Annotated in this window: 16 protein-coding genes; 11 read left to right on the forward strand and 5 right to left on the reverse strand. The window is 65.1% G+C overall.

The window, feature by feature from the left end; translation table 11 throughout:
* Positions 1–2 precede the first annotated feature (2 nt).
* The gene (leuC, locus tag HAP48_RS07480; RefSeq protein ID WP_166214286.1) at positions 3–1,406 is read right to left on the reverse strand and encodes a 3-isopropylmalate dehydratase large subunit; all 1,404 of its coding nucleotides are present in this window, start codon (positions 1,404–1,406) and stop codon (positions 3–5) included.
* A gap of 145 nt (positions 1,407–1,551) precedes the next feature.
* Here leuC and HAP48_RS07485 point away from each other — a divergent pair, with 145 nt between their 5' ends.
* Entirely contained in the window at positions 1,552–2,340 is a 789-nt protein-coding gene (locus tag HAP48_RS07485; protein WP_166214285.1) for an IclR family transcriptional regulator, read from the forward strand.
* 255 nt (positions 2,341–2,595) lie between these two features.
* On the opposite strand, the gene ald is transcribed toward HAP48_RS07485, so the two are convergent.
* Positions 2,596–3,711 carry an alanine dehydrogenase gene (gene ald / locus HAP48_RS07490; protein ID WP_166214284.1) on the reverse strand — a complete coding sequence of 372 codons (1,116 nt, stop codon included), beginning with the start codon at positions 3,709–3,711 and terminating at the stop codon, positions 2,596–2,598.
* 126 nt (positions 3,712–3,837) lie between these two features.
* On the opposite strand from ald, the gene HAP48_RS07495 reads away from it, so the two are divergent.
* From HAP48_RS07495 to HAP48_RS07505, 3 genes are all read left to right on the forward strand, one after another.
* Complete coding sequence (locus HAP48_RS07495) at positions 3,838–4,326, forward strand: Lrp/AsnC family transcriptional regulator (RefSeq protein WP_029082788.1); 489 nt, start codon at positions 3,838–3,840, stop codon at positions 4,324–4,326.
* A gap of 202 nt (positions 4,327–4,528) precedes the next feature.
* Complete coding sequence (locus tag HAP48_RS07500; RefSeq protein WP_166216776.1) at positions 4,529–5,488, forward strand: hypothetical protein; 960 nt, start codon at positions 4,529–4,531, stop codon at positions 5,486–5,488.
* 85 nt (positions 5,489–5,573) lie between these two features.
* Positions 5,574–6,284: a type 1 glutamine amidotransferase gene (locus HAP48_RS07505; protein WP_166214283.1), complete on the forward strand. Its 711-nt coding sequence runs from the start codon at positions 5,574–5,576 to the stop codon at positions 6,282–6,284.
* Here HAP48_RS07505 and HAP48_RS07510 read toward each other — a convergent pair.
* Positions 6,281–7,159, reverse strand: a complete 879-nt coding sequence (locus HAP48_RS07510; protein WP_166214282.1) for an NmrA/HSCARG family protein — start codon at positions 7,157–7,159, stop codon at positions 6,281–6,283. The two genes, HAP48_RS07505 and HAP48_RS07510, sit on opposite strands and share 4 nt — an antisense overlap.
* 119 nt (positions 7,160–7,278) lie before the next feature.
* On the opposite strand from HAP48_RS07510, the gene HAP48_RS07515 reads away from it, so the two are divergent.
* Positions 7,279–8,175: a LysR family transcriptional regulator gene (locus HAP48_RS07515; RefSeq protein ID WP_166214281.1), complete on the forward strand. Its 897-nt coding sequence runs from the start codon at positions 7,279–7,281 to the stop codon at positions 8,173–8,175.
* A 101-nt stretch (positions 8,176–8,276) separates the two neighbouring features.
* Here HAP48_RS07515 and HAP48_RS07520 read toward each other — a convergent pair whose 3' ends face one another.
* The gene (locus HAP48_RS07520; protein ID WP_029082783.1) at positions 8,277–9,212 is read right to left on the reverse strand and encodes a LysR substrate-binding domain-containing protein; all 936 of its coding nucleotides are present in this window, start codon (positions 9,210–9,212) and stop codon (positions 8,277–8,279) included.
* Between the two features lie 196 nt (positions 9,213–9,408).
* Here HAP48_RS07520 and HAP48_RS07525 point away from each other — a divergent pair, with 196 nt between their 5' ends.
* The 4 genes from HAP48_RS07525 to HAP48_RS07540 are packed head-to-tail and all read left to right on the forward strand — an operon-like array spanning position 9,409 to position 14,188.
* Complete coding sequence (locus tag HAP48_RS07525; RefSeq protein ID WP_166214280.1) at positions 9,409–10,395, forward strand: hydroxyacid dehydrogenase; 987 nt, start codon at positions 9,409–9,411, stop codon at positions 10,393–10,395.
* Positions 10,396–10,450: 55 nt separating this feature from the next.
* Positions 10,451–11,782, forward strand: coding sequence for an MFS transporter (locus HAP48_RS07530; protein WP_166214279.1), 1,332 nt, complete (start codon positions 10,451–10,453; stop codon positions 11,780–11,782).
* 29 nt (positions 11,783–11,811) lie between these two features.
* Complete coding sequence (locus tag HAP48_RS07535) at positions 11,812–13,140, forward strand: MFS transporter (RefSeq protein ID WP_166214278.1); 1,329 nt, start codon at positions 11,812–11,814, stop codon at positions 13,138–13,140.
* A 22-nt stretch (positions 13,141–13,162) separates the two neighbouring features.
* Entirely contained in the window at positions 13,163–14,188 is a 1,026-nt protein-coding gene (locus tag HAP48_RS07540) for an amidohydrolase family protein (protein WP_166214277.1), read from the forward strand.
* 169 nt (positions 14,189–14,357) lie between these two features.
* On the opposite strand, the gene HAP48_RS07545 is transcribed toward HAP48_RS07540, so the two are convergent.
* Positions 14,358–15,524, reverse strand: a complete 1,167-nt coding sequence (locus HAP48_RS07545) for an integrase core domain-containing protein (protein ID WP_224496526.1) — start codon at positions 15,522–15,524, stop codon at positions 14,358–14,360.
* Positions 15,525–15,762: 238 nt separating this feature from the next.
* Here HAP48_RS07545 and HAP48_RS07550 point away from each other — a divergent pair, with 238 nt between their 5' ends.
* A complete protein-coding gene (locus HAP48_RS07550; protein ID WP_166214276.1) occupies positions 15,763–16,437 on the forward strand; it encodes an RraA family protein in 675 nt (224 codons plus the stop codon).
* Positions 16,438–16,764: 327 nt separating this feature from the next.
* Complete coding sequence (locus tag HAP48_RS07555) at positions 16,765–19,248, forward strand: TonB-dependent receptor (RefSeq protein ID WP_275949031.1); 2,484 nt, start codon at positions 16,765–16,767, stop codon at positions 19,246–19,248.
* Positions 19,249–19,326: the final 78 nt, after the last annotated feature.

Here is a 19,326-nt window from a genome sequence, read left to right on the forward strand (position 1 = left end):
GTTCAGCGTCCCATCATCCTGACGTCGGCGATCACGCCGGCAATGGCCGAGGCCGCGGCGCTCGCGGGGCTCGCCAGATGCGTCCGCGCGCGCGGCCCCTGGCGGCCGACGAAATTGCGGTTCGAGGTCGAGACCGAGCGCTGCCCGGGCGCCACCACCTCGCCATTGGCGGCAAGGCACATCGAGCAGCCCGGCTCGCGCCATTCGAAGCCGGCGTCGATGAAGATCTTGTCGAGCCCCTCGGCGACCGCCTCGCGCTTGACGTTTTCAGAGCCCGGCACCACCCAGGCCCGCACGCCGGCCGCGACCTTGCGGCCACGCGCGACCTCGGCCGCGGCGCGCAGATCGCTCAGCCGGCTGTTGGTGCAGGAGCCGATGAACACCCAGTCGACCGGCGTGCCGGCGATCGGCGCTCCGCCTTGCAGGCCCATGTACTCAAGCGCGGTTTCGATCGCGGCGCGCCGCGCCGGATCGTCGACCGTCTTCGGATCGGGAATGACGCCATCGACGCCGACGACGTGCTCGGGGCTGATGCCCCAGGTCACCTGCGGGATGATCTTTTCGACATCGATCACGACCTCGCGGTCGAACACCGCGTCCGGCTCGCTCGGCAATTCGCGCCACGCCTTCACCGCGAGGTCCCACATCTCGCCCTGCGGCGCATGGGGGCGGCCGCGCAGGAATTCAAAGGTCTTTTCGTCCGGCGCCACCATCCCCATCTTGGCGCCGAGCTCGATCGAGAGGTTGCAGATCGTGAGCCGGCCCTCGATCGGCAGCGCCCGGATCGCGCTGCCGGCATATTCGACGGCATAGCCGGTGCCGCCGGCGGCGCCGACATGCCCGATCAGCGCCAGGATCATGTCCTTGGCGGTGACGCCGAGCGGCAGCTTGCCCTCGAAACGCGCGCGCATCGTTTTCGGACGCTTCTGGATCAGCGCCTGCGTCGCCAGCACATGGGTGAGCTCGCTCGATCCGATGCCGAAGGCGAGCGCGCCGAGGCCACCATGGGTGCAGGTATGGCTGTCGCCGCAGACGATCGTCGCGCCCGGCAGGCTCAAGCCGAGTTCCGGCCCGATGACGTGAACGATGCCCTGGCCGGGCTGGTCGACATCGAACAGCGTGATGCCGCTCGCCGCGGTCTCGAGGCGAAGCGCGGCCAGCAATTCCATGCCGATCTTGCTGGTTCCGGCGCGACCGGGCGCCGTCGACAGCGCATGGTCCGGCGTCGCAAAGACCAGTTCGGGATTGTGAACCTTGAGGCCACGGCTCTTCAGGTCGAGTAGGCCGCGCGAGCCGCCGAGATCGTGCAGCAGATGGCGGTCGATATGCAGGAGATCGGTGTCCTCGCTGAGGCGGGCAATGACATGCTGGTCCCAGATCTTCTCGAGCAAACTTCGTCCGGGCATCCGCCTTCCCCTGCGCTCTGCGTTTCCATGCGGCTTGATCTAATTGGCGCCAATCTGTGCCAAAGTTGTCGTCAAGTGAAGCAGTTTCGGCCTAACATCACATATGTGATGGAGGCGCGGTCATTGACCCGCCGCGGAGACAGCCATGCCGAACTCGAATAAGACGGCCATTGTCAAATCGGCCATGCGGACGTTTGCCGTTCTGGAGTTCTTTCGGGAAACAAAGCGGGCTGCTTCCGTGACTGAAATATCTTCCGCGTTGGAGATGCCCCAATCGAGCACGTCAGTGTTGCTCAGCAGTCTCGTTGAATTGAACTACCTTGAATACGACCGACAGACCCGGCGTTTCATCCCTAGCTACCGGGTGAATCTGCTTGGTGATTGGATCCGTCGTTCTCCATTCCGTGATGCAAAGCTCACCGATCTGATGGAGGAACTCTGGACCGCGACTGGCGGCGAAACCGTGATGCTTGGACAACAGGCAGGCGCCGCCGGGATGCAGTATCTACACGTTGTACGCAGCGGCTATCAGCTTCAGTTCATTACACATGCTGGTCAAATACGACCGATGGTTCGTACCGCGCTCGGACACGTGCTGCTGAGCCAAATGCCAAACACCAAAATTCGCGGCATCATTCGTCGCAATAACTCCGAGGAGCCGAGTCAGTCGGCGCGCGTTCGCGAATCGGCCTTTCTCGAAGAGGTCGAGCGCATTCGCCGCCGCGGCTTTTCCGAGTCCAGCGGCCGCACGACGCCGGGCGCAAACACAATAGGCATGCTTGTACCCCTACCCAGGAGACGCGCTCCGCTCGCGATCGGCATCGGCGGGCCAATCGAACGAATCGCGGCAAAGCGCGCGCGCATCATTGAAGTCATGCAGAGCCGGCTGAAGAAACTGGCAAATGAAGCCAGGCCAGGATTCGTCGAGAAATGACCTCTCAGGACGCTTGACGCGTGCGGGTGACAGAACCGTAGCCTGAAGCGAAGCGCAATCCGGGGACAGTCCCTCCGCGGAGAGACCAGCCCCGGATTTCATTTCGCTTCATCGGGGCTACGATGCCTCAATTTCGTCATGACCGGGCTTGTCCCGGCCATCCACGTCTATTCTTGCGGGTGGAAGCAAAGACGTGGATGCCCGGCACGAGGCCGGGCATGACGGAGTTAAGTGAAGGAGCTTGGCCTCAACCGCCTACGACGCCAGCGCCTCCTCCGGCATCACGACCGCGAGATGCTGGCTCTCGGCCACGGCGCGGTTGGTGATGCGGCCGCGATGGACGTTGAGGCCGGCGCGCAGATGCGGATCCTCGACCAGCGCGCGCAGCCCCTTCGACGCCAGCGCCAGGCCGAACGGCAAAGTGGCGTGGTTGAGCGCGTGGCTCGAGGTGACCGGCACCGCGCCCGGCATGTTGGCGACGCAGTAATGCACGATGTCGTCGACCAGATAGGTCGGCGCCTGATGCGTGGTCGGCTTCGAGGTCTCGAAGCAGCCGCCCTGGTCGATCGCGACGTCGACCAGCACCGCACGGCGCTTCATGCTGGCGAGTTGCGCGCGCGAGACGAGCTTGGGCGCGCTGGCGCCCGGGACCAGCACCGCGCCGATCACGACGTCGGCGGCGATGATCTCCTGCTCGATCGCTTCCAGCGTCGCGTAGCGGGTGCGGACACGGCCGATGAAGAGGTCGTCGAGCGCGCGGAGCCGCGGCAAAGAGCGGTCGAGGATGGTGACGTCGCTGCCGAGCCCGGCCGCCATCCGCGCTGCATGGGTACCGACGACGCCGCCGCCGATGATCGCAACCCTTGCCGGCGGAACGCCCGGCACGCCGCCAAGCAGCTTGCCCATGCCGTCGGCGGATTTGCGCAGCGCAGCGCCCGCGGCCTCGATCGCGAGCCGGCCAGCGACCTCGCTCATCGGCGCCAGCAGCGGCAGCCCGCCATGCACATCCGTCACGGTCTCATAGGCGATCGCCGTGCAGCCGGAAGCCAGCAGGCCCTTGGTCTGCGGAACGTCGGGCGCAAGATGCAGATAGGTGAAGAGGATCTGTCCCTCGCGCAGCCGGGCCCATTCGGCCGGCTGCGGCTCCTTCACCTTCACGATCATGTCGGCGACGGCAAACACCTCATCGGCGGTATCGGCGATCCGCGCGCCGGCCTGTGTGTAGACGTCGTCGCCGGCACCGATGCCGTCGCCGGCGCCACGCTGCACCACGACCTCATGTCCGTGCGCCAAATACTCCCGCACCGAGGCGGGCGTCAGCCCGACCCGATATTCCTCGACCTTGATCTCCTTGGGCACGCCGATGCGCATGGTCCGCTCCTTGAATGGTTCGCTTCCGCCAGCCTCAAGCGTATTCCCCGTCACACGGCGTTTCTCAGCGAATTCCGGCTTGTGCACATCCAGATACGCTCGTATCCTTCGTCACAGGCTCAGCCCTTGAAGGAAAACTGCGTGGACGGTCTCGATCGTATCGACCTCAGAATCCTCGGCGAGCTGGTCACTGATGCCCGCGCGAGCCAGATCGAGCTTGCGGAAAAGGTCGGGCTGTCGCCGACCGCCTGCGCGCGGCGCATCCGCCATCTCGAGGAGATCGGAGTGATCCGCGGCTACCGCGTTGATCTCGAGCCGAGCGCGCTGGGACTTGTGACAACGGTCGTCGTCACCATCACGCTGGAGAAGCAGAGCGAGGACTATCTGGCGGCATTCGAGGCTGCGATCGCGCGCTGCCCCGACGTCGTGTCCTGCCATCTGATGTCGGGCAGCGACGATTATCATCTGCAGGTCATAGCCCGAGACATCGCCGACTTCGAGCGCATCCACAAGCAGCATCTATCGCGGATGCCCGGTGTGGCGCGCATCCATTCCAGCTTCGCGATGCGCGAGGTGGTCCGCCGCACCATTCCGGAAACGGCGCTGCGCGGCTAAAGCCGGCGAGCAGGCTTTCTCCATCGTTATTCCGGAGCGCGCCACGCGTTCGTTGTCACAAATCTCGTTGTCACAAATCTCGCTGTCATAATCGGAGCCGTGCCCGCTCCACACGCATTTTTTAGTCGTGATTCTCGATCGTCTATGACAGAATTAATACATTGAAATGTCAATTCGGTTACGCGCGGAGCGGTGAATGAGCATGGAGTGGCGGGCACGGCCGGTTTCGCTGGCTTGGTCGAATCCGGTGGTCCGTTGGTGGGGCATGCTGAGCCTTGTCAGCGCCGCCAACATCGCGGTCTGGTTCGGGCTTTACCGCCAGTTCCACGAGCAGGCCAATGGCAGCCTGAGCAACACCTCCGGCATCGGGCTGATGCTGCTGCTCTGCGCCGCCTATGTGTTCGGCTGCGCGTTCCGCTCGGTGCTGCCGCGCGCCGACGTGCAGCGCATCTGTCTGTTCGACACCTGGCTGTCGAGCGTCGTGGTCGGCCGCACCGTTGCCACCGTCGCCGAGGTCTGCTTCGCCGCGCAATGGGCGATCGTGCTGTATCAGCTCGGCACCATGACCGGCGCCGAGACCACCGTGACCATCGCCTGGATCATCGTGCCGCTGATCGTGATCGCGGAATGCTTCTCCTGGTACGCGGTGCTGACCACCCATTATCTCTGCAACGCGATCGAGAACTCGATCTGGGCGGTGGTGTTCTTCCTGGTCGGGATTGCGCTGTGCCGGCTGCTGCCGGAGTTTCATGGCCCGGTGCGCTGGGCCTTCATCGTCGCGATCGTCGGCATCGCCGCCTTCCTCGCCTTCCTGATGACCGTCGACGTCCCGATGTATCTGAACCGCTGGCGCGCCAATCTCGCCGCCGGCGGCACGCTGCTGCACCCGCTCGAGGGCCTGCGCGACGTCAGCCGGCGCTGGGTCGTGACCCACGACATCGCCGAGTGGCGCGAGGAGATCGCCTGGATGTCGCTGTATTTCAGCATGGCGGTGTGGTCGAGCCTTGCGCTCTGCGTCGGCTATTCGCTCGAGGATCAACTGCCGCGCTACCGCACCGAGCCGGTGATCGTCAGCACGAGCACGGCGTCGGCGATCGCAAGCGCGACGCCAGCGGCGCAGCACACCGCAACGATCGAAGCTGCGGCGACGCCCCGCAATTGATCGGCGGCCGCCGCGCGCGGCTTGTGGCCAACAGCGCTTTCGGAGTAAAGGCTGAGGCGTCCCCGCTTATTCACCCGCGCGCCCCATGCCCCGCATCACCATCATCGAAACCGGGCTCGTCAGCCCGCAATTCCGCGAGCGCCACGGCAGCTATCCGCAGATGTTCCAGCGGATGGTCTCAGCCGCCGATCCATCTGTTGCCTGCGACGTCGTAAGCGTCGCCAACGGCGAAGCGCTGCCGGATCCGTCGGCTCTGGATGCGATCCTGATCACGGGATCATCTGCCGGCGTCTACGACGATGTCGAATGGATCGCGCCGCTCGAGGCCTTCGTGCGCGCCGCGCATGACCAGCGCATTCCGATGGTCGGCGTCTGCTTCGGTCATCAGCTGATCGCGCAGGCGCTCGGCGGCACCGTGCGCAAGTCGGAGAAGGGCTGGGGCATCGGCCGTCACGTCTACCAGTTGGCGCCGGACAATGGGCTGATCGCGGGCGAGACGATCGCCGCGGCCTGCTCGCATCAGGACCAGGTGATCACCCCGCCCGCCTCCGCGCGCACCATCATGTCATCAGACTTCACGCCGCATGCCGGGCTGCTCTATGGCAACGGCACCACGCTGTCGGTGCAGCCGCATCCGGAATTCACCGCCGATTACGCCGACGCGCTGTGCGACCTGCGCCGCGGCCTCGCGCCGGACGCTGTGGTCGAAACCGCCAAGACATCGCTCGCCGCGCCGCTCGACCACGCCACGCTCGGCGGCGTGGTCACGCGCTTCCTCGTGCCCGGGCGAATCTAACCCTTGCGCCACTGCGCGGCAGCATCGCGGGCAAAATCGCGATAGGCACGCGGCGCGCGGCCGAGCAATCGCGTCAGACGCGCCAAATCATCCGCCGTCGCGACCGCGCCATGGCTCTGGTAACGGCCGAGCATCAGGCGCATGTCGAGCGCGAGCCAGGCCGGCATCGCGGCCTTGAGACGCTGCTCCGTCGCTGCGAGATCGTCGCCGCCATAGCTGACGGCGCGGCCAAGTACGTCGCGCCAGATCGCAGCGGCGCCCTCGCCGGTGATGACGTCGGGACCGACCAGCGCATAGGTCTCGCGGCCGAGCGGTGCCGGCGCACGCTCGCGACGCACCAACTCGATCGCCGCGGCCTCGCCGATGTCGCGGATGTCGACCATCGAGATGCCCTTCGCGCCGATCGGCATGCCGTAGGCGCCGAAATTAACCAGCGGTTCCTTCAGCCGAAGATCGTTCTGGATGAAATAGGCCGGATGCAAAATGGTCGCGGGAAGATCGAGCGCCTCGATCATCCGCTCGACCGTATGCTTGCCGGCGAAATGCGGCACGTCGGCATAGGCCTCGCCCTTGAACACCGAGAGATAGACGATGCCCTTGACGCCGGCCTCGCGCGCTGCGGTCAGCGTCAGCATCGCCTGGGTCAGCTCATCGGCGACATTCGGCACCAGCAGGAAAAGCGTGCTGACGCCATCAAGCGCCGCGCGGACCGAATCCATGTCCGTCAGATCGCCCCGAACCGCCTTCACGTGTTGCGGGAACTGAGCCTTGCCGGGCGAGCGCGTCAGAGCCCGAACCTCGACGCCGTGACCGGCGAGATGGTTCAGAACCTGGGTGCCGATGGTGCCTGTGCTGCCTGTCACCAGAATAGCCATGTCGAATACTCCCTCTTTGCGGCAGACCGCCCGCCGCCGTTGAGAGAAGCTACCCGTTCCAATTTTCCTTTGAAGGTGCCAATATTTGGACATGCCGTCTCGAATATGGAACACATTCGATGGACCTTCAGGCGCTCACCGATTTCAACCTGGTCGCGGCGCATGGCGGGTTCGGCCGCGCCAGCCGGGCTTCCGGACGGGCCAAGGCCACCCTCTCCCGGCGCGTCGCCGAGCTCGAACAAAGTCTCGGCGTCCGCTTGATCGAGCGTGGTTCGCAGAGCCTTCGACTGACCGATGAGGGCCGCACGCTGCACGAGCGCACCAGCGGTCCGCTGTCCGACATCGCCGAAGCTGGCGAAGCCGTGGTGCTCGGCGCGTCGACGCCGCGTGGCCGGTTGCGGGTCAGCGCGCCGGTCTTGCTGGCGCATGTCGCGTTCGGTCGGATCGGTGCGCGCTTTGCGCACGCCTATCCGGACGTCCAGCTCGAGATCGTCGCCGAGGATCGCGTGGTCGATCCGGTCGAGGACGGCTATGACCTTGTCATCCGCATCAACCCGTCACCGGATGAACGTCTCGTCGGCCGCCGCTTCCTCAACGATGAGCTGCTGGTCGTGGCGCATCCCGATCGACAACGGCCGACGACCTCCGCTTGCGATACAGATGGCATCTCCGTCGATGCCGTTCTCATGTCGCAGACGCCACCGGACACCGTCTGGCGCATCCGGAATGAACACGATGAGACCACGCTCAGGCCACGGGCAGTATTGCGTCTCTCATCCATGCTGATGATCCGTGATGCGGTGCAGGCGGACGCCGGCGCGGCCCTGCTGCCCAAGCTGCTCGTCGACGACGACATTGCCGCGGGCCGGCTTGCGTATTGGGGAACCGATGCCAGACCTCCGGTCGAGATCTGGGCGCTGCAGAGCTCGCGACGGCTGGTTGGCGCCAAGGTTCGCGCGTTTCTCGACGTCGTCGAGCAGGCGTTCCCGAACCGGGTCTTCGTTCCGCCGGCCTGAAACCCTGTGACGCCCTGCACCACCGTCATTGGCGCAGCTCGCGACAAAATTGCCAAGCAATCTTGCGCTGAAGCGACAAAGCAATTCTCTCACTTGCGGCGTCAGCGGCTCGCTGCGGCGACCTCGGGGACGAGCGGCGGTGCGCTTCGCGACGCCGCCTGCAATGCGCATTCGACGAAGCGGCGCGGCAGCAGCGAGGCGTTCGCGCGCATCGCCACCAGCATGCGGCTCTCCGCATCCGGCGTGTCCAGCGGCTTCGCCACCACATTCATGACGCCGGCCTGCTGGTAGCAGGATGGCAGGATCGAAAGCCCGATCCCGGCCGCGACAAGACTGAGCACGGTGCGCAATTCATGCGCCTCCTGCACCACGCGCGGGGCAAAGCCCGCCCGCCGGCACAGCATCGCGGCCTGATCGCCGACGCCGCAGCCGCTCTCGGCCATGCCGACGAATTCGTGATCGGCGAGATCGGCCATCTCAAGCGCACCTTTCGCGCCGGCCAGCGGATGATCGAGCGGCAGAAACACCATCAGCCGGTCGCGCCACACCACATGGACCTGCAGGTCGGCCGCCGGCCTGAAATCGAGCGGCGGCCGCATGATCGCGACATCGAGCTCGGCGTCGGCGAGCGCGCGCAGCTGCGTCGCCGTCGACATGTGCCGGAGCTCGATCTTCACCCGCGGATAGCTGGCGCGAAAGCTGCGGAACAGCTCTGCGAACATGTCGAGCATCGGCACCGAGCCGGTGAAGCCGACGCGGATCATGCCGGCCTCGCCGCGCGCCGCACGGCGCACCGTCTCCGACGCCAGATCGAGCTCGCTGACCGCGCGCCGCGCATGCTCCAGCAGCAATTGCCCGGCCTGCGTGAGTTCCACAGCGCGCCGCGTCCGCGCCAGCAGGCGCGTCCCGAGCTCCGCCTCCATCGCCTTGATCTGCGTGCTCAGCGGCGGCTGGCTGACATGCAAACGCTTCGCGGCCCGGCTGAAGCTGAGTTCTTCGGCCACCGCGATGAAGTAACGAAGCTGCCTGTAATCCATCGCTTATTCCGTTTCCCTATAAGTGGGGGGTCAACAAGGTATTTGACCTCACAGGGCCGTTTCCCGATCTTCGCGCGAAATCAGCAATGCTCCAAGGGACAAGAAGGGAGAAGCGCGGAATATGCGTCAGGTTCTTGCAGTATGGCGCGGCGCACGCTGCGGGGCAGCCATGCAATATCGCAGCGGACGATAGGCGATGGCCGATCCATTCCGCGTTCTCGTCACCGGCGACAACCTCGCGCCCGCCGCCGTCAATGTCCTCAGCGAGATCGGCGCGGATGTCGTGCTGATGCGCGATGCCGTCACGCCTGAACGCCTCACGCACGAGATGGCAACAGCGCCGACGCAGGCGATCCTGATGCGCGGCAATCCGGTATTCTCCTCCGCCGTCATCGCCAGCAATCCGCATCTGCGCGTGATCGCCAAGCACGGCGCGGGTGTCGACGGCGTCGATATCGATGCCGCAACCAAGCAGCGCGTGCTGGTGATGGTGGCGGGCGACGCCAACGCGCCCGCGGTCGCCGAACACACCATCGCGCTGATCCTCGCGCTCGGGCGTGACGTCGTCAGCCTGAACGCGCGAACCCATTCCGGCGCCTGGGACCGCGCCACCTATCGCGGCCGCGAAATCCGCGGCCGCACCCTGGGCCTCGTCGGGTTCGGCCGCATCGCCCGCCACGTCGCGCGGACAGCGGCGGCGCTCGGCATGAACGTGGTCGCGCTTGGCCGGAGCAAGGGCCGTGTCGATCCGGCGCTGGCGCGCGAAGCCGCCGACCTCGCCGAGCTGCTCACCGTCTCCGACATTGTCAGCCTGCACGCGCCGCTGACCGATGCGACCCGCGGCATGATCGATGCCGCGCGCCTCAACGCCATGAAGTCCGGCGCCATCCTGATCAACACGGCACGCGGCGCGCTGGTCGACGAGGACGCATTGTGCACGGCATTGAAGAGCGGCCATCTCGCCGGCGCCGGCCTCGACACGCTGGCGCAAGAGCCGCCCGCCAAGGACCGGCCGATCCTCCAAGCGCCGAACCTGATCGTGACGCCGCATATCGCGGCTCAAACCGGCGCGTCGATCACACGGACCGGCGTCGAGGCCGCGCGCAACATCGCAGCAGTGCTGATGCGTCGCGACATCGATCGCGCCAACGTCGTCAACCCGGCGGCTCTGGACCCGCCTTAAGCCTTTCAGCAACGGCCCGACAACAAGAGGCCGAGATCATCAGGGGGAAACGAAAATGAATCTGGGGTGGCTGTCCAAGCTGTCCGCCGTCGAACGCAAGACATTCTTCGCCGCCTTCGGCGGACTTGCGCTCGATTCGATGGACACGACGATCTATGCGCTGGTCACGCCGGCGCTGATCGCGACGCTGAGCCTGTCGCGGCCTGACGCCGGGATTCTCGCCTCGAGCTCGCTGATCGGCACCGCCGCCGGCGGCTGGATCGCCGGCATTGCCGCCGACCGGTTCGGCCGGGTGCGCGTGCTGCAATTCACCATCCTGCTGGTCGCGGTCTCGACATTCGCCGCCGCCTTCGCCGACGGCTTCTGGTATCTCCTGGTCGCGCGCGCCGTCCAGGGCATGGGCTATGGCGGCGAAGCCGCGGTCGGCGCCGTGCTGGTGGCCGAGGTGGTCTCGGCCGGCATGCGCGGCCGCGTCGCGGCTGCGATCCAGAGCGGATATGCCGTCGGCAACGCGCTGTCGGTGGCGGCATTTCCGCTCATCTTCGGCTGGCTGTCGCAGGACATGGCCTGGCGCGTGTTCTTCGCGATCGGAATCCTCCCCGCGCTGCTGGTTTTCTTCGTCCGCCGCTTCGTGCCGGAATCCGCGATCTTCGTCGAGGAGAAGGCGCAACGCGGCGCCTCGTCGACGCACAGCTTCTGGACCATCTTCACCGGCGAGCATCTGTTCAAGACGCTGGTCGCGACCTTCTTCACCACCGGCACGCTCGGCGCCGCCTATGTGATGATCACCTGGCTGCCGACCTATCTGCAGACCGGCCTGCATCTGCCTGTCATGCACACCGCCGGCTATCTCGCCGTCAATATCTTCGGATCGTTCGTCGGTCCGATCGCCTTCGGCCTGATTGCCGACCGCATCGGCCGCCGCAAAGGCTTTATGCTGTTCCTGCTCTGCCAGGCGCTGAACGTCGCGGTCTACACCCAGGCGCCGATCGGCCAGGGCATCACCATCATCCTCGGATTCTTCCTCGGCGCGCTGCAGGCCGGCCTTGCCTCGGGCCTGATGCCGACCTTTGCCGAGTTGTTTCCGACCAACATCCGCGCCAACGGCGCCGGCTTTGCGCTCAGCGCAGGGCGCGGCCTCGGCTCGATCGTGCCGGCAACCGTCGGCATCCTGTCGACCCGGATGCATCTCGGCGACGCAATGGCGATCTGCGCCATCTGCGGCTACACGGCTGCGTTCTGCGCTGCATTGATGCTGCCCGAACAGCAGGGCATCGACCTCAGAACGATGGCGGCAGGCCCGGCTCCGGACGGAGCCGAACGGCTGCCTCCCGAACGAGAGGCCGTCCACCCCAACAACATCCGAAATGGCGTCGCGACCCAATGAACGCCATCACAACGAACGGGAGGATCTTAATGGCCGGAGCGTCCGTCAGCGAACTCGAACAGCAAACCATCCGCCGCGTCTACTGGCGGCTGATCCCGATCCTGTTCGTGATGATGTTCTTCAACTATCTCGATCGCATCAATCTCGGCTATGCCGGGCTGACGATGAACAAGGATCTCGGCCTCAGCCCCGCAATCTTCGGCTTTGCGGCCAGCATCTTCTTCCTCGGCTACATGGTGCTCGAGGTGCCGAGCAATCTGATGCTGCACTGGCTCGGCGCGCGGATCTGGCTGGCGCGCATCCTGATCACCTGGGGCCTCGTTGCGACGCTGACCGCCTTCGTCTGGAATCCGCTCAGCCTGTATGTGATGCGGTTCGGCCTCGGTGTCGCGGAAGCCGGCTTCATGCCTGGCGTCGTGCTGTACCTAACCTACTGGTTCCCCGCGCGCTATCGCGCCCGCGCGGTGGCCGGATACATCATCGCCGGGTCGTTCTCCGCGGTATTAGGAGGACCGATCTCGACGAGCATCATGACCTTCCTCGACGGTGCCGCCGGCCTGCATGGCTGGCAATGGATGTTCCTCGCCGAGGGCGTGCCGACCATTCTGCTCGGCCTGTTCACGCTCTATTATCTGACCGACCGCCCGGCCAAGGCGAGCTGGCTGAGCAAAGAGCAAGCCGCCTGGCTGGAGGGCGAACTCGCCGCCGAGCGGGCCGAGATCGAACGACAGGGGCAGCACAGGTTGATCGAATGTATCATCGATATCAGGGTCTGGCTGCTGGCGGCGCTGTTCGGCTGCGCGCTGGTAGGCATCTATGGCCTGCTGCTGTGGCTGCCGCAGATCATCAAGGGCATGGGCAATCTCAGCAATATCGAGGTCGGCTTCCTCTCGGCGATCCCGCCGCTGCTCGGTGTGATCGGCACCATCGTGGTCAGCCGCAGTTCGGACAGAACCGGCGATCGCAAGTTTCATCTCGCGGCCGTCTATCTGCTCGCGGCCATCGCGATGCTCGGCAGCGCCTATGTTGCGAGCCCGGTGCTGGCCTTCGTGTTCCTTTGTATCGTCGGCTTCAGCCTGAATGCCGGCAACCCGCTGTTCTGGAGCATCAACGCCTCGCTGCTGACGGGCGCCGCCGGCGCCGCCTCAATCGCCATGGTCAACACGCTGGCGCAGTTCGGCGGCCTGATCGGCCCGTGGTGCATCGGCCTGATCAAGGACTCGACCGGAAGCTTCTCCTGGGCGCTGGTCGGCATTGCCGGCTTCCTGCTCATCGCCTCCGCCATCGCCGCCACCATGCGCGTCAAACCGCGCGAGACGGAGCTTGCGGGAGCTATCCCGTCATCCGTCGCCCACTGACAACCCTCGCAAGGAAGCAACCATGATCATCGATTGTCACGGCCACTACACCACCGAGCCGGCCAAGCTGCAGATATTCCGCGACAAGCAGCTCGCCGGCCTCGCCGACAAATCGCGCCGGCCGCTCACCACCAATCTCGGCATCACCGATGACGAGATCCGCACCAGCGTCGAGGGCGCCCAGCTCCGCCTGCAGAAGGAACGCGGCACCGACGTCACCATCTTCTCGCCGCGCGCCGCCGGCATGGCGCATCATGTCGGCAAGGAAGCGACCAGCCGGGAATGGACCACGATCTGCAACGACCTCGTGCACCGGGTCTGCACGCTGTTCCCGCAAAACTTCGTTCCCGTGTGCCAGCTGCCGCAGAGCCCGGGCGTCAAGCCTGCCAACTGCATCGAGGAGCTGGAGCGCTGCGTGACGCAGCTCGGCTTCGTCGGCTGCAACCTTAATCCCGATCCCGCCGGCGGCTACTGGTGCGATCCGCCGCTATCAGACGAATGGTGGTACCCGCTGTATGAGAAGATGGTCGAGCTCGACGTGCCGGCCATGGTCCATGTCTCTTCGTCCTGCAATCCGTGCTTCCACGGAACCGGCGCGCATTACCTCAACGGCGACACCACCGCCTTCATGCAGTTCCTGACCTCGGACATCTTCAAGCGCTTCCCGACCCTGCGGTTCATCATCCCGCATGGCGGCGGCGCGGTGCCCTATCACTGGGGCCGCTACCGAGGCCTGGCGCAGGACATGAAGCTGCCGCCACTGTCGGAGCATCTGCTGAAGAACGTGTTCTTCGACACCTGCGTCTATCATCTCCCCGGCATCGAACTGCTGACCCGGGTAATCCCGGCCGAGAACATCCTGTTTGCGTCCGAGATGGTCGGCGCGGTCCGCGGCATCGATCCCGAGACCGGCCATCACTTCGACGACACCCGCCGCTACATCGACGCGTTGCCGTTGAGCGCGGCGGACAAGGCCAAGATATTCGAAGGCAATGCCCGCCGCGTCTATCCCCGCCTCAACGCCCATCTCGACCACCGCGCGCATTAGTTGATGGTTGAACCGATCTGGCCGCAGACCCGCTTCACCTCTCCCGCTTGCGGGGGAGGTCGCATCGCAGGATGCGATGCGGGTGGGGGCTCTCTCCGCGGTATGACTCGCGTGTTCAACCGGCATGATTCCCGACATTTTGGACCGGCATGATCCCCGACAGTTTGGGTTAAGCGGTCTGTTCGCCCGGTTCGCGCAGCCCCTCACGAGGCGGAGCGAACCGGGTGAACAGGCCGCGGCGGTCGATGAGACCGACGTCGAGGTCGCAGAAGCGGACGACGTGGTCACCGGTATCGAGTTCGGCGATGCCGACAAGTTCGTTCACCAGCGCCTGACCGATAAAGACGAACTTGCCTTTCCATTTAATCTCCCCATTGCCGCGAACACGGCGGGCCTGGTGATCGGCGTCATACCAGGGGTCTTGCTCGCGATCCGGCATGGTGCGTTGAGATGCTCGATAGGCGTCCTCCGGCGGCCGTTGGCCCAGCGCTTCGTGAGGACGTTCCTTATTGTAATGCTCTCGGAAGGCGTCAAAGCGGGCCTGTTGCTCGGACGCATTATCTGCCGGTGGGCTCGATGTTTGCGCCTTCAAGGTGCGATGCATGCGCTCATGGCGACCGTTCTCCTGCGGCGAGGCCGGACGGATGAAGTGCGGCGTAATGCCGAGCTTCAGCCACCAGACCGACAATGTGGTGAGACCGCCGGCGCCGCGCGAGCCGAACGGCGAACCATTGTCGCAGCGGATTGCCCGCGGCAGGCCATGCTCGCGGAAAGCCCTCTCGAAGCGGGGGCGGACGCCCTCGGTCGTCGGTGCGACGATCTGCAGTTCGATCAGGAAGCGACTGTGGCTGTCAGCCACCGTCAACGGATCAATCCGGCACTGGTCGCGGGTGCGGAACCAACCCTTGAAGTCCACGCTCCACTCGTCGTTCGGCTCCTGCACCGGCGTGCAGGGACGCCGCTGGTCGAGCGGACGGCGGCGGCGCTTCACCGGCGAGATCAGCCCCGCGCGCTTGAGAATGCTCCCAATCGTCGACGCCGCCGGCCAATCGATCTCCGGCGCCTGGCGGTCAAGCAGGGCGAGCAGCTTGCGCGGTCCCAGATAGGGAAAGCGCTGCCGAGCCGCGATCACCTTCTCTGCAATCGCCGCATCGGTCGTTTGTCGGCATTGCTGCGGCGCGTGCGAACGGTCCCTGAACCACTCCGGATCGCCGCTCTGCTTCCGCTGGCGCCATGCGTAAAACGTGTCGCGGCAGATACCGTGACGGCGGCACAACTCCGACACGCTCCAGTTCCCGCTCTCGTACTCCATAAGCATCCGGATACGCTCTTCCATCCGACTGGTCTCTCTGAACGGCATCGTCGGGCCCTCCCGCCGATGCTTCTAGAAACCTGTCGGCAATCATGCCGGTCTAAACTGTCGGGTATCTATCCGGTCTGTACCGTGGAGAGAGCCCCCACCCCAGCCCTCCCCCGCAAGCGGGAGAGGGAGCACACCTCCTGCGTGGCCGCAATCTGACCCAATCCAATCGTGCTCTAAGCAATCACGCTCAAGCAGACTCCGGAGAAAACCGATGGCCATAGGATTTGCAATTCACAAGGCGAAGCGGAAAGTCTCGCCCGACCTCGTCGCGCGCTACCAGCCGCTGCCGGTCGCCAATATCAGCGATTCGATGTCGCGGATCGCGGGCACCAACCGGCTGCGGCCGATGCATGCCGGCGGCTGGCTCGGCGGCCCGGCGCTGACCGTGAAGACCCGGCCCGGCGACAATCTGATGGTGCACAAGGCGATCGACCTGGCCCAGCCGGGCGACGTCATCGTGGTCGACGCCGGCGGCGTCCTGGTCAACGCCATCATCGGCGAGATCATGTCGACCCTGGCCGAGAAGAAGGGCGTGGCGGGCTTCGTGATCGACGGCTCGATCCGCGATGCCGGCGCGATCCGCGCCGGTGCGTTCCCGGTGTTCGCCGCCGGCGTCGCGCATCGCGGCCCCTACAAGGACGGCCCGGGCGAGATCAATTGTGCCATCTCGATCGACGGCATGATCGTCGAGCCCGGCGATCTCATCGTGGCCGACGACGACGGCGTGCTCTGCGTGCCCTATGACGACGCCGAGGCCATCTGCAAGCTGACCGAGGCCAAGAAGGCGACCGAGGAGAAGGCCATTCAGCAGATCCTCGCCGGCACCAGCGACCGCCGCTGGGTCGACGAGGCCTTGCAGCGCCTCGGCTGCGAGTTCAAGGACTAGACACGATACCGTTGCCTAAGAGGCGGGAATGCCCGTCTCTTAGGCACAAACCTGCGTAAAGCCGGCCAGAATCACCGCCCCGTATCGGATTCGCGCGTCCGTCCACCGGCATCGGGAATTTTTCCCGAATATATCTGGAAAAGAATCCCGATCCTCCGGGACACATCTTGTTTGCCAAAGCCTTAGCGCTCCCGCAGTCTTAAAACCAAGGTTCGTCGGGGACAAAAGTCGAACCGCGACTTTGGGGTGGGCGTCATGGCTGGTGCGTTGTTGCGTACGGCAACACGATTTTTGTCTTCTTCGGTACACACGCGTGGCGCCGCGGCCGTGCTCACGGCGATCGGCGCAGCGGCGCCGCTGACCGTTGTTTACGCCCAGACCCCCGCACCCGCCCCGACCGAGTTGCCACCAGTCACCGTGATTGCCCCCTCGCCGCTATCCGGCACGCGCAGCGCCAAGCCGGCGGCCCGGCCGGTGGTGCGGACATCGCGGACCACAAGAACGCGGGCCGCGCCGGCGCAAACCGCGGCGGCGCCCGAAGGCGGCGCCGGCGTTCCGGGCGCCTCCGACCGCGACGCTAGCCTGCTCGACCGCGACAAGATCCCGTCCAACACCGAGGTGCTGACCTCGGCGGATTTCAGCCACAACTATTCGACAAATTTTCTGGACGCGGTGAACCGCAAGCTGCCCGGCGTCACCCTCACCGACCAGACCGGCAATCCGTTCCAGCGCAATCTCGACTACCGCGGCTTCGTCGCCTCGCCGGTTCAGGGAACGCCGCAGGGCATCGCGGTCTATCAGAACGGCGTCCGCATCAACGAATCCTGGGGCGACGTGGTCAACTGGGATTTCATCCCGGAAAAGGCCATCGACCGGGTGTCGTTGGTTCCCAACAACCCCGTGTTCGGCCTCAACGCGATCGGCGGCGCGCTCAGCATCCAGATGAAGAACGGCTTTACCTATCAGGGCGTCGAGGGCGAGGCGTTCGGCGGCTCCTACGGCCGCGTGCAGGGCAGCGTGCAGGCCGGCGGCCAGAAGGACAACATCTCCGCCTATGCGGCGTTCGAATCCGCTTATGACCGCGGATGGCGCGACTACGCCAATTCGTCGCACGTCAACCGCATGTATGTCGACGTCGGCGCGCGCAACGACCTGACCGAATTCCACGTCAACTTCACCGGCGCCAACAATCTGCTCGGCAATGTCGCTGCAACGCCGGTCCAGATGCTCAATCAGCGCTGGTCGAGCGTCTACACCTGGCCGCAGTCGACGCTGCTGCAGCTCGCCTTCGTCAACGCCACCCTGAACCACAATTTTTCCGACACCTGGTCGTTCCAGGGCAACGCCTATTTCCGCGGCTTCCGGCAGTCTCATGTCGACGGCAACGGCACCGACGTCGAGCCGTGCGACGATCCCACGACTTTGTGCATCGGCAACGGCCTTCCGGTGTTCGGCCCAGTGGACGGTCCCGCGACTCCGAACACGCTGGGCACAGCTTTCCTTGGCGAACTCGACCGTAACCGCGTCGCCACCAACAGCTTCGGCGGCACGGCCCAGTTGACCAATACAGACAGGCTATTCGGGCACGACAACCACGTCGTGATGGGCGTCAGTGTCGACCATGGCAATACAAAGTTCACGGCGAGCAGCGAACTCGGAACAATCGACCCGAATAACCTGTTCGTGACAGGCACGGGTGTCTTCATCAACCAGCCCGATGCCGGTCTCAGCCCGGTCGATTTGCGCGCCACCAACACCTATACCGGCGTCTACCTCACCGATACGTTCGACGTGACGAACAGGTTCTCGGTCACTGCCGGTGGACGATTCAACTACGCCCAGATCGAGCTGCGGGACCAGACCGGGACCAATGACCTGCTCAACAGCAGCAATCGCTTCCAGCGCTTCAACCCGGTGATCGGCGGCACCTACAAGATCACCCCGAACCTCACCGCCTATGCCGGCTATTCGGAAGCCAACCGCGCGCCGACGCCGCTGGAGCTCGGCTGCTCCGATCCCAACCATCCCTGCATGATCGACACCTTCCTGGTGGCCGATCCGCCGCTCAAGCAGGTGGTGGCGCATACGGTGGAGGCAGGCCTGCGCGGCGGCTGGGGCCGCGATGCCAGGACCGGCGTGCTGACCTGGGCACTGGGCGCGTTCCGGACCTTGTCCGACGATGACATCATCCAGGTGACGAGCCCGCTCGGCGTCAACAATTTCGGCTTCTTCCAGAATGCCGGGCAGACCTTGCGGCAAGGCATCGAGGCCAAGCTCGAATACCGCTACAACAGCTGGAACGCCTACGCCAACTACACCTATGTCGACGCGACCTATCGAAGCGCGATCACGCTGTCCTCGCCAAACAATCCGAATGCCCTGACCAACGACGCCGGCGCGCAATTTGTCAACGTCACGCCGGGTGACCACATCCCGGGCATTCCCGCGCACCGCTTCAAGGCCGGCGTCGACTACAACGTCACCGAGGCGTGGAAGGTCGGCGCCGACCTCAACGTCGTGGGCAGCCAGTGGATCATCCATGACTACACCAACCAGAGCCCGAAGGTGCCGGCCTATTCGGTCGTCAATCTGCACACCTCATATCAGATCACAAAGAACATCGAGGTGTTCGGCCTGATCAACAACGTGTTCAACCAGCACTACTATCTGAGTGGCGCGTTCTATCAGACCGGCGGCTTTGCCAGCGCCACGCCTGGAGTCACCAACCTGATGGCGCAACTGAGCGATCCCCGCACCTTCGTGCCCGGCATGCCGCTCGCCGCCTATGCCGGCATCAGGGCGAAGTTTTAGGGCGAGTGCCCCTGAGAGCCTGACTCAGAGGGAGGGCAAGGAGCCTTCAGCGAAACTCGTCATGCCCGGCCTTGTGCC

It is taken from the genome of Bradyrhizobium septentrionale, from assembly GCF_011516645.4.
GTDB classification, from domain to species: Bacteria; Pseudomonadota; Alphaproteobacteria; order Rhizobiales; family Xanthobacteraceae; genus Bradyrhizobium; species Bradyrhizobium septentrionale.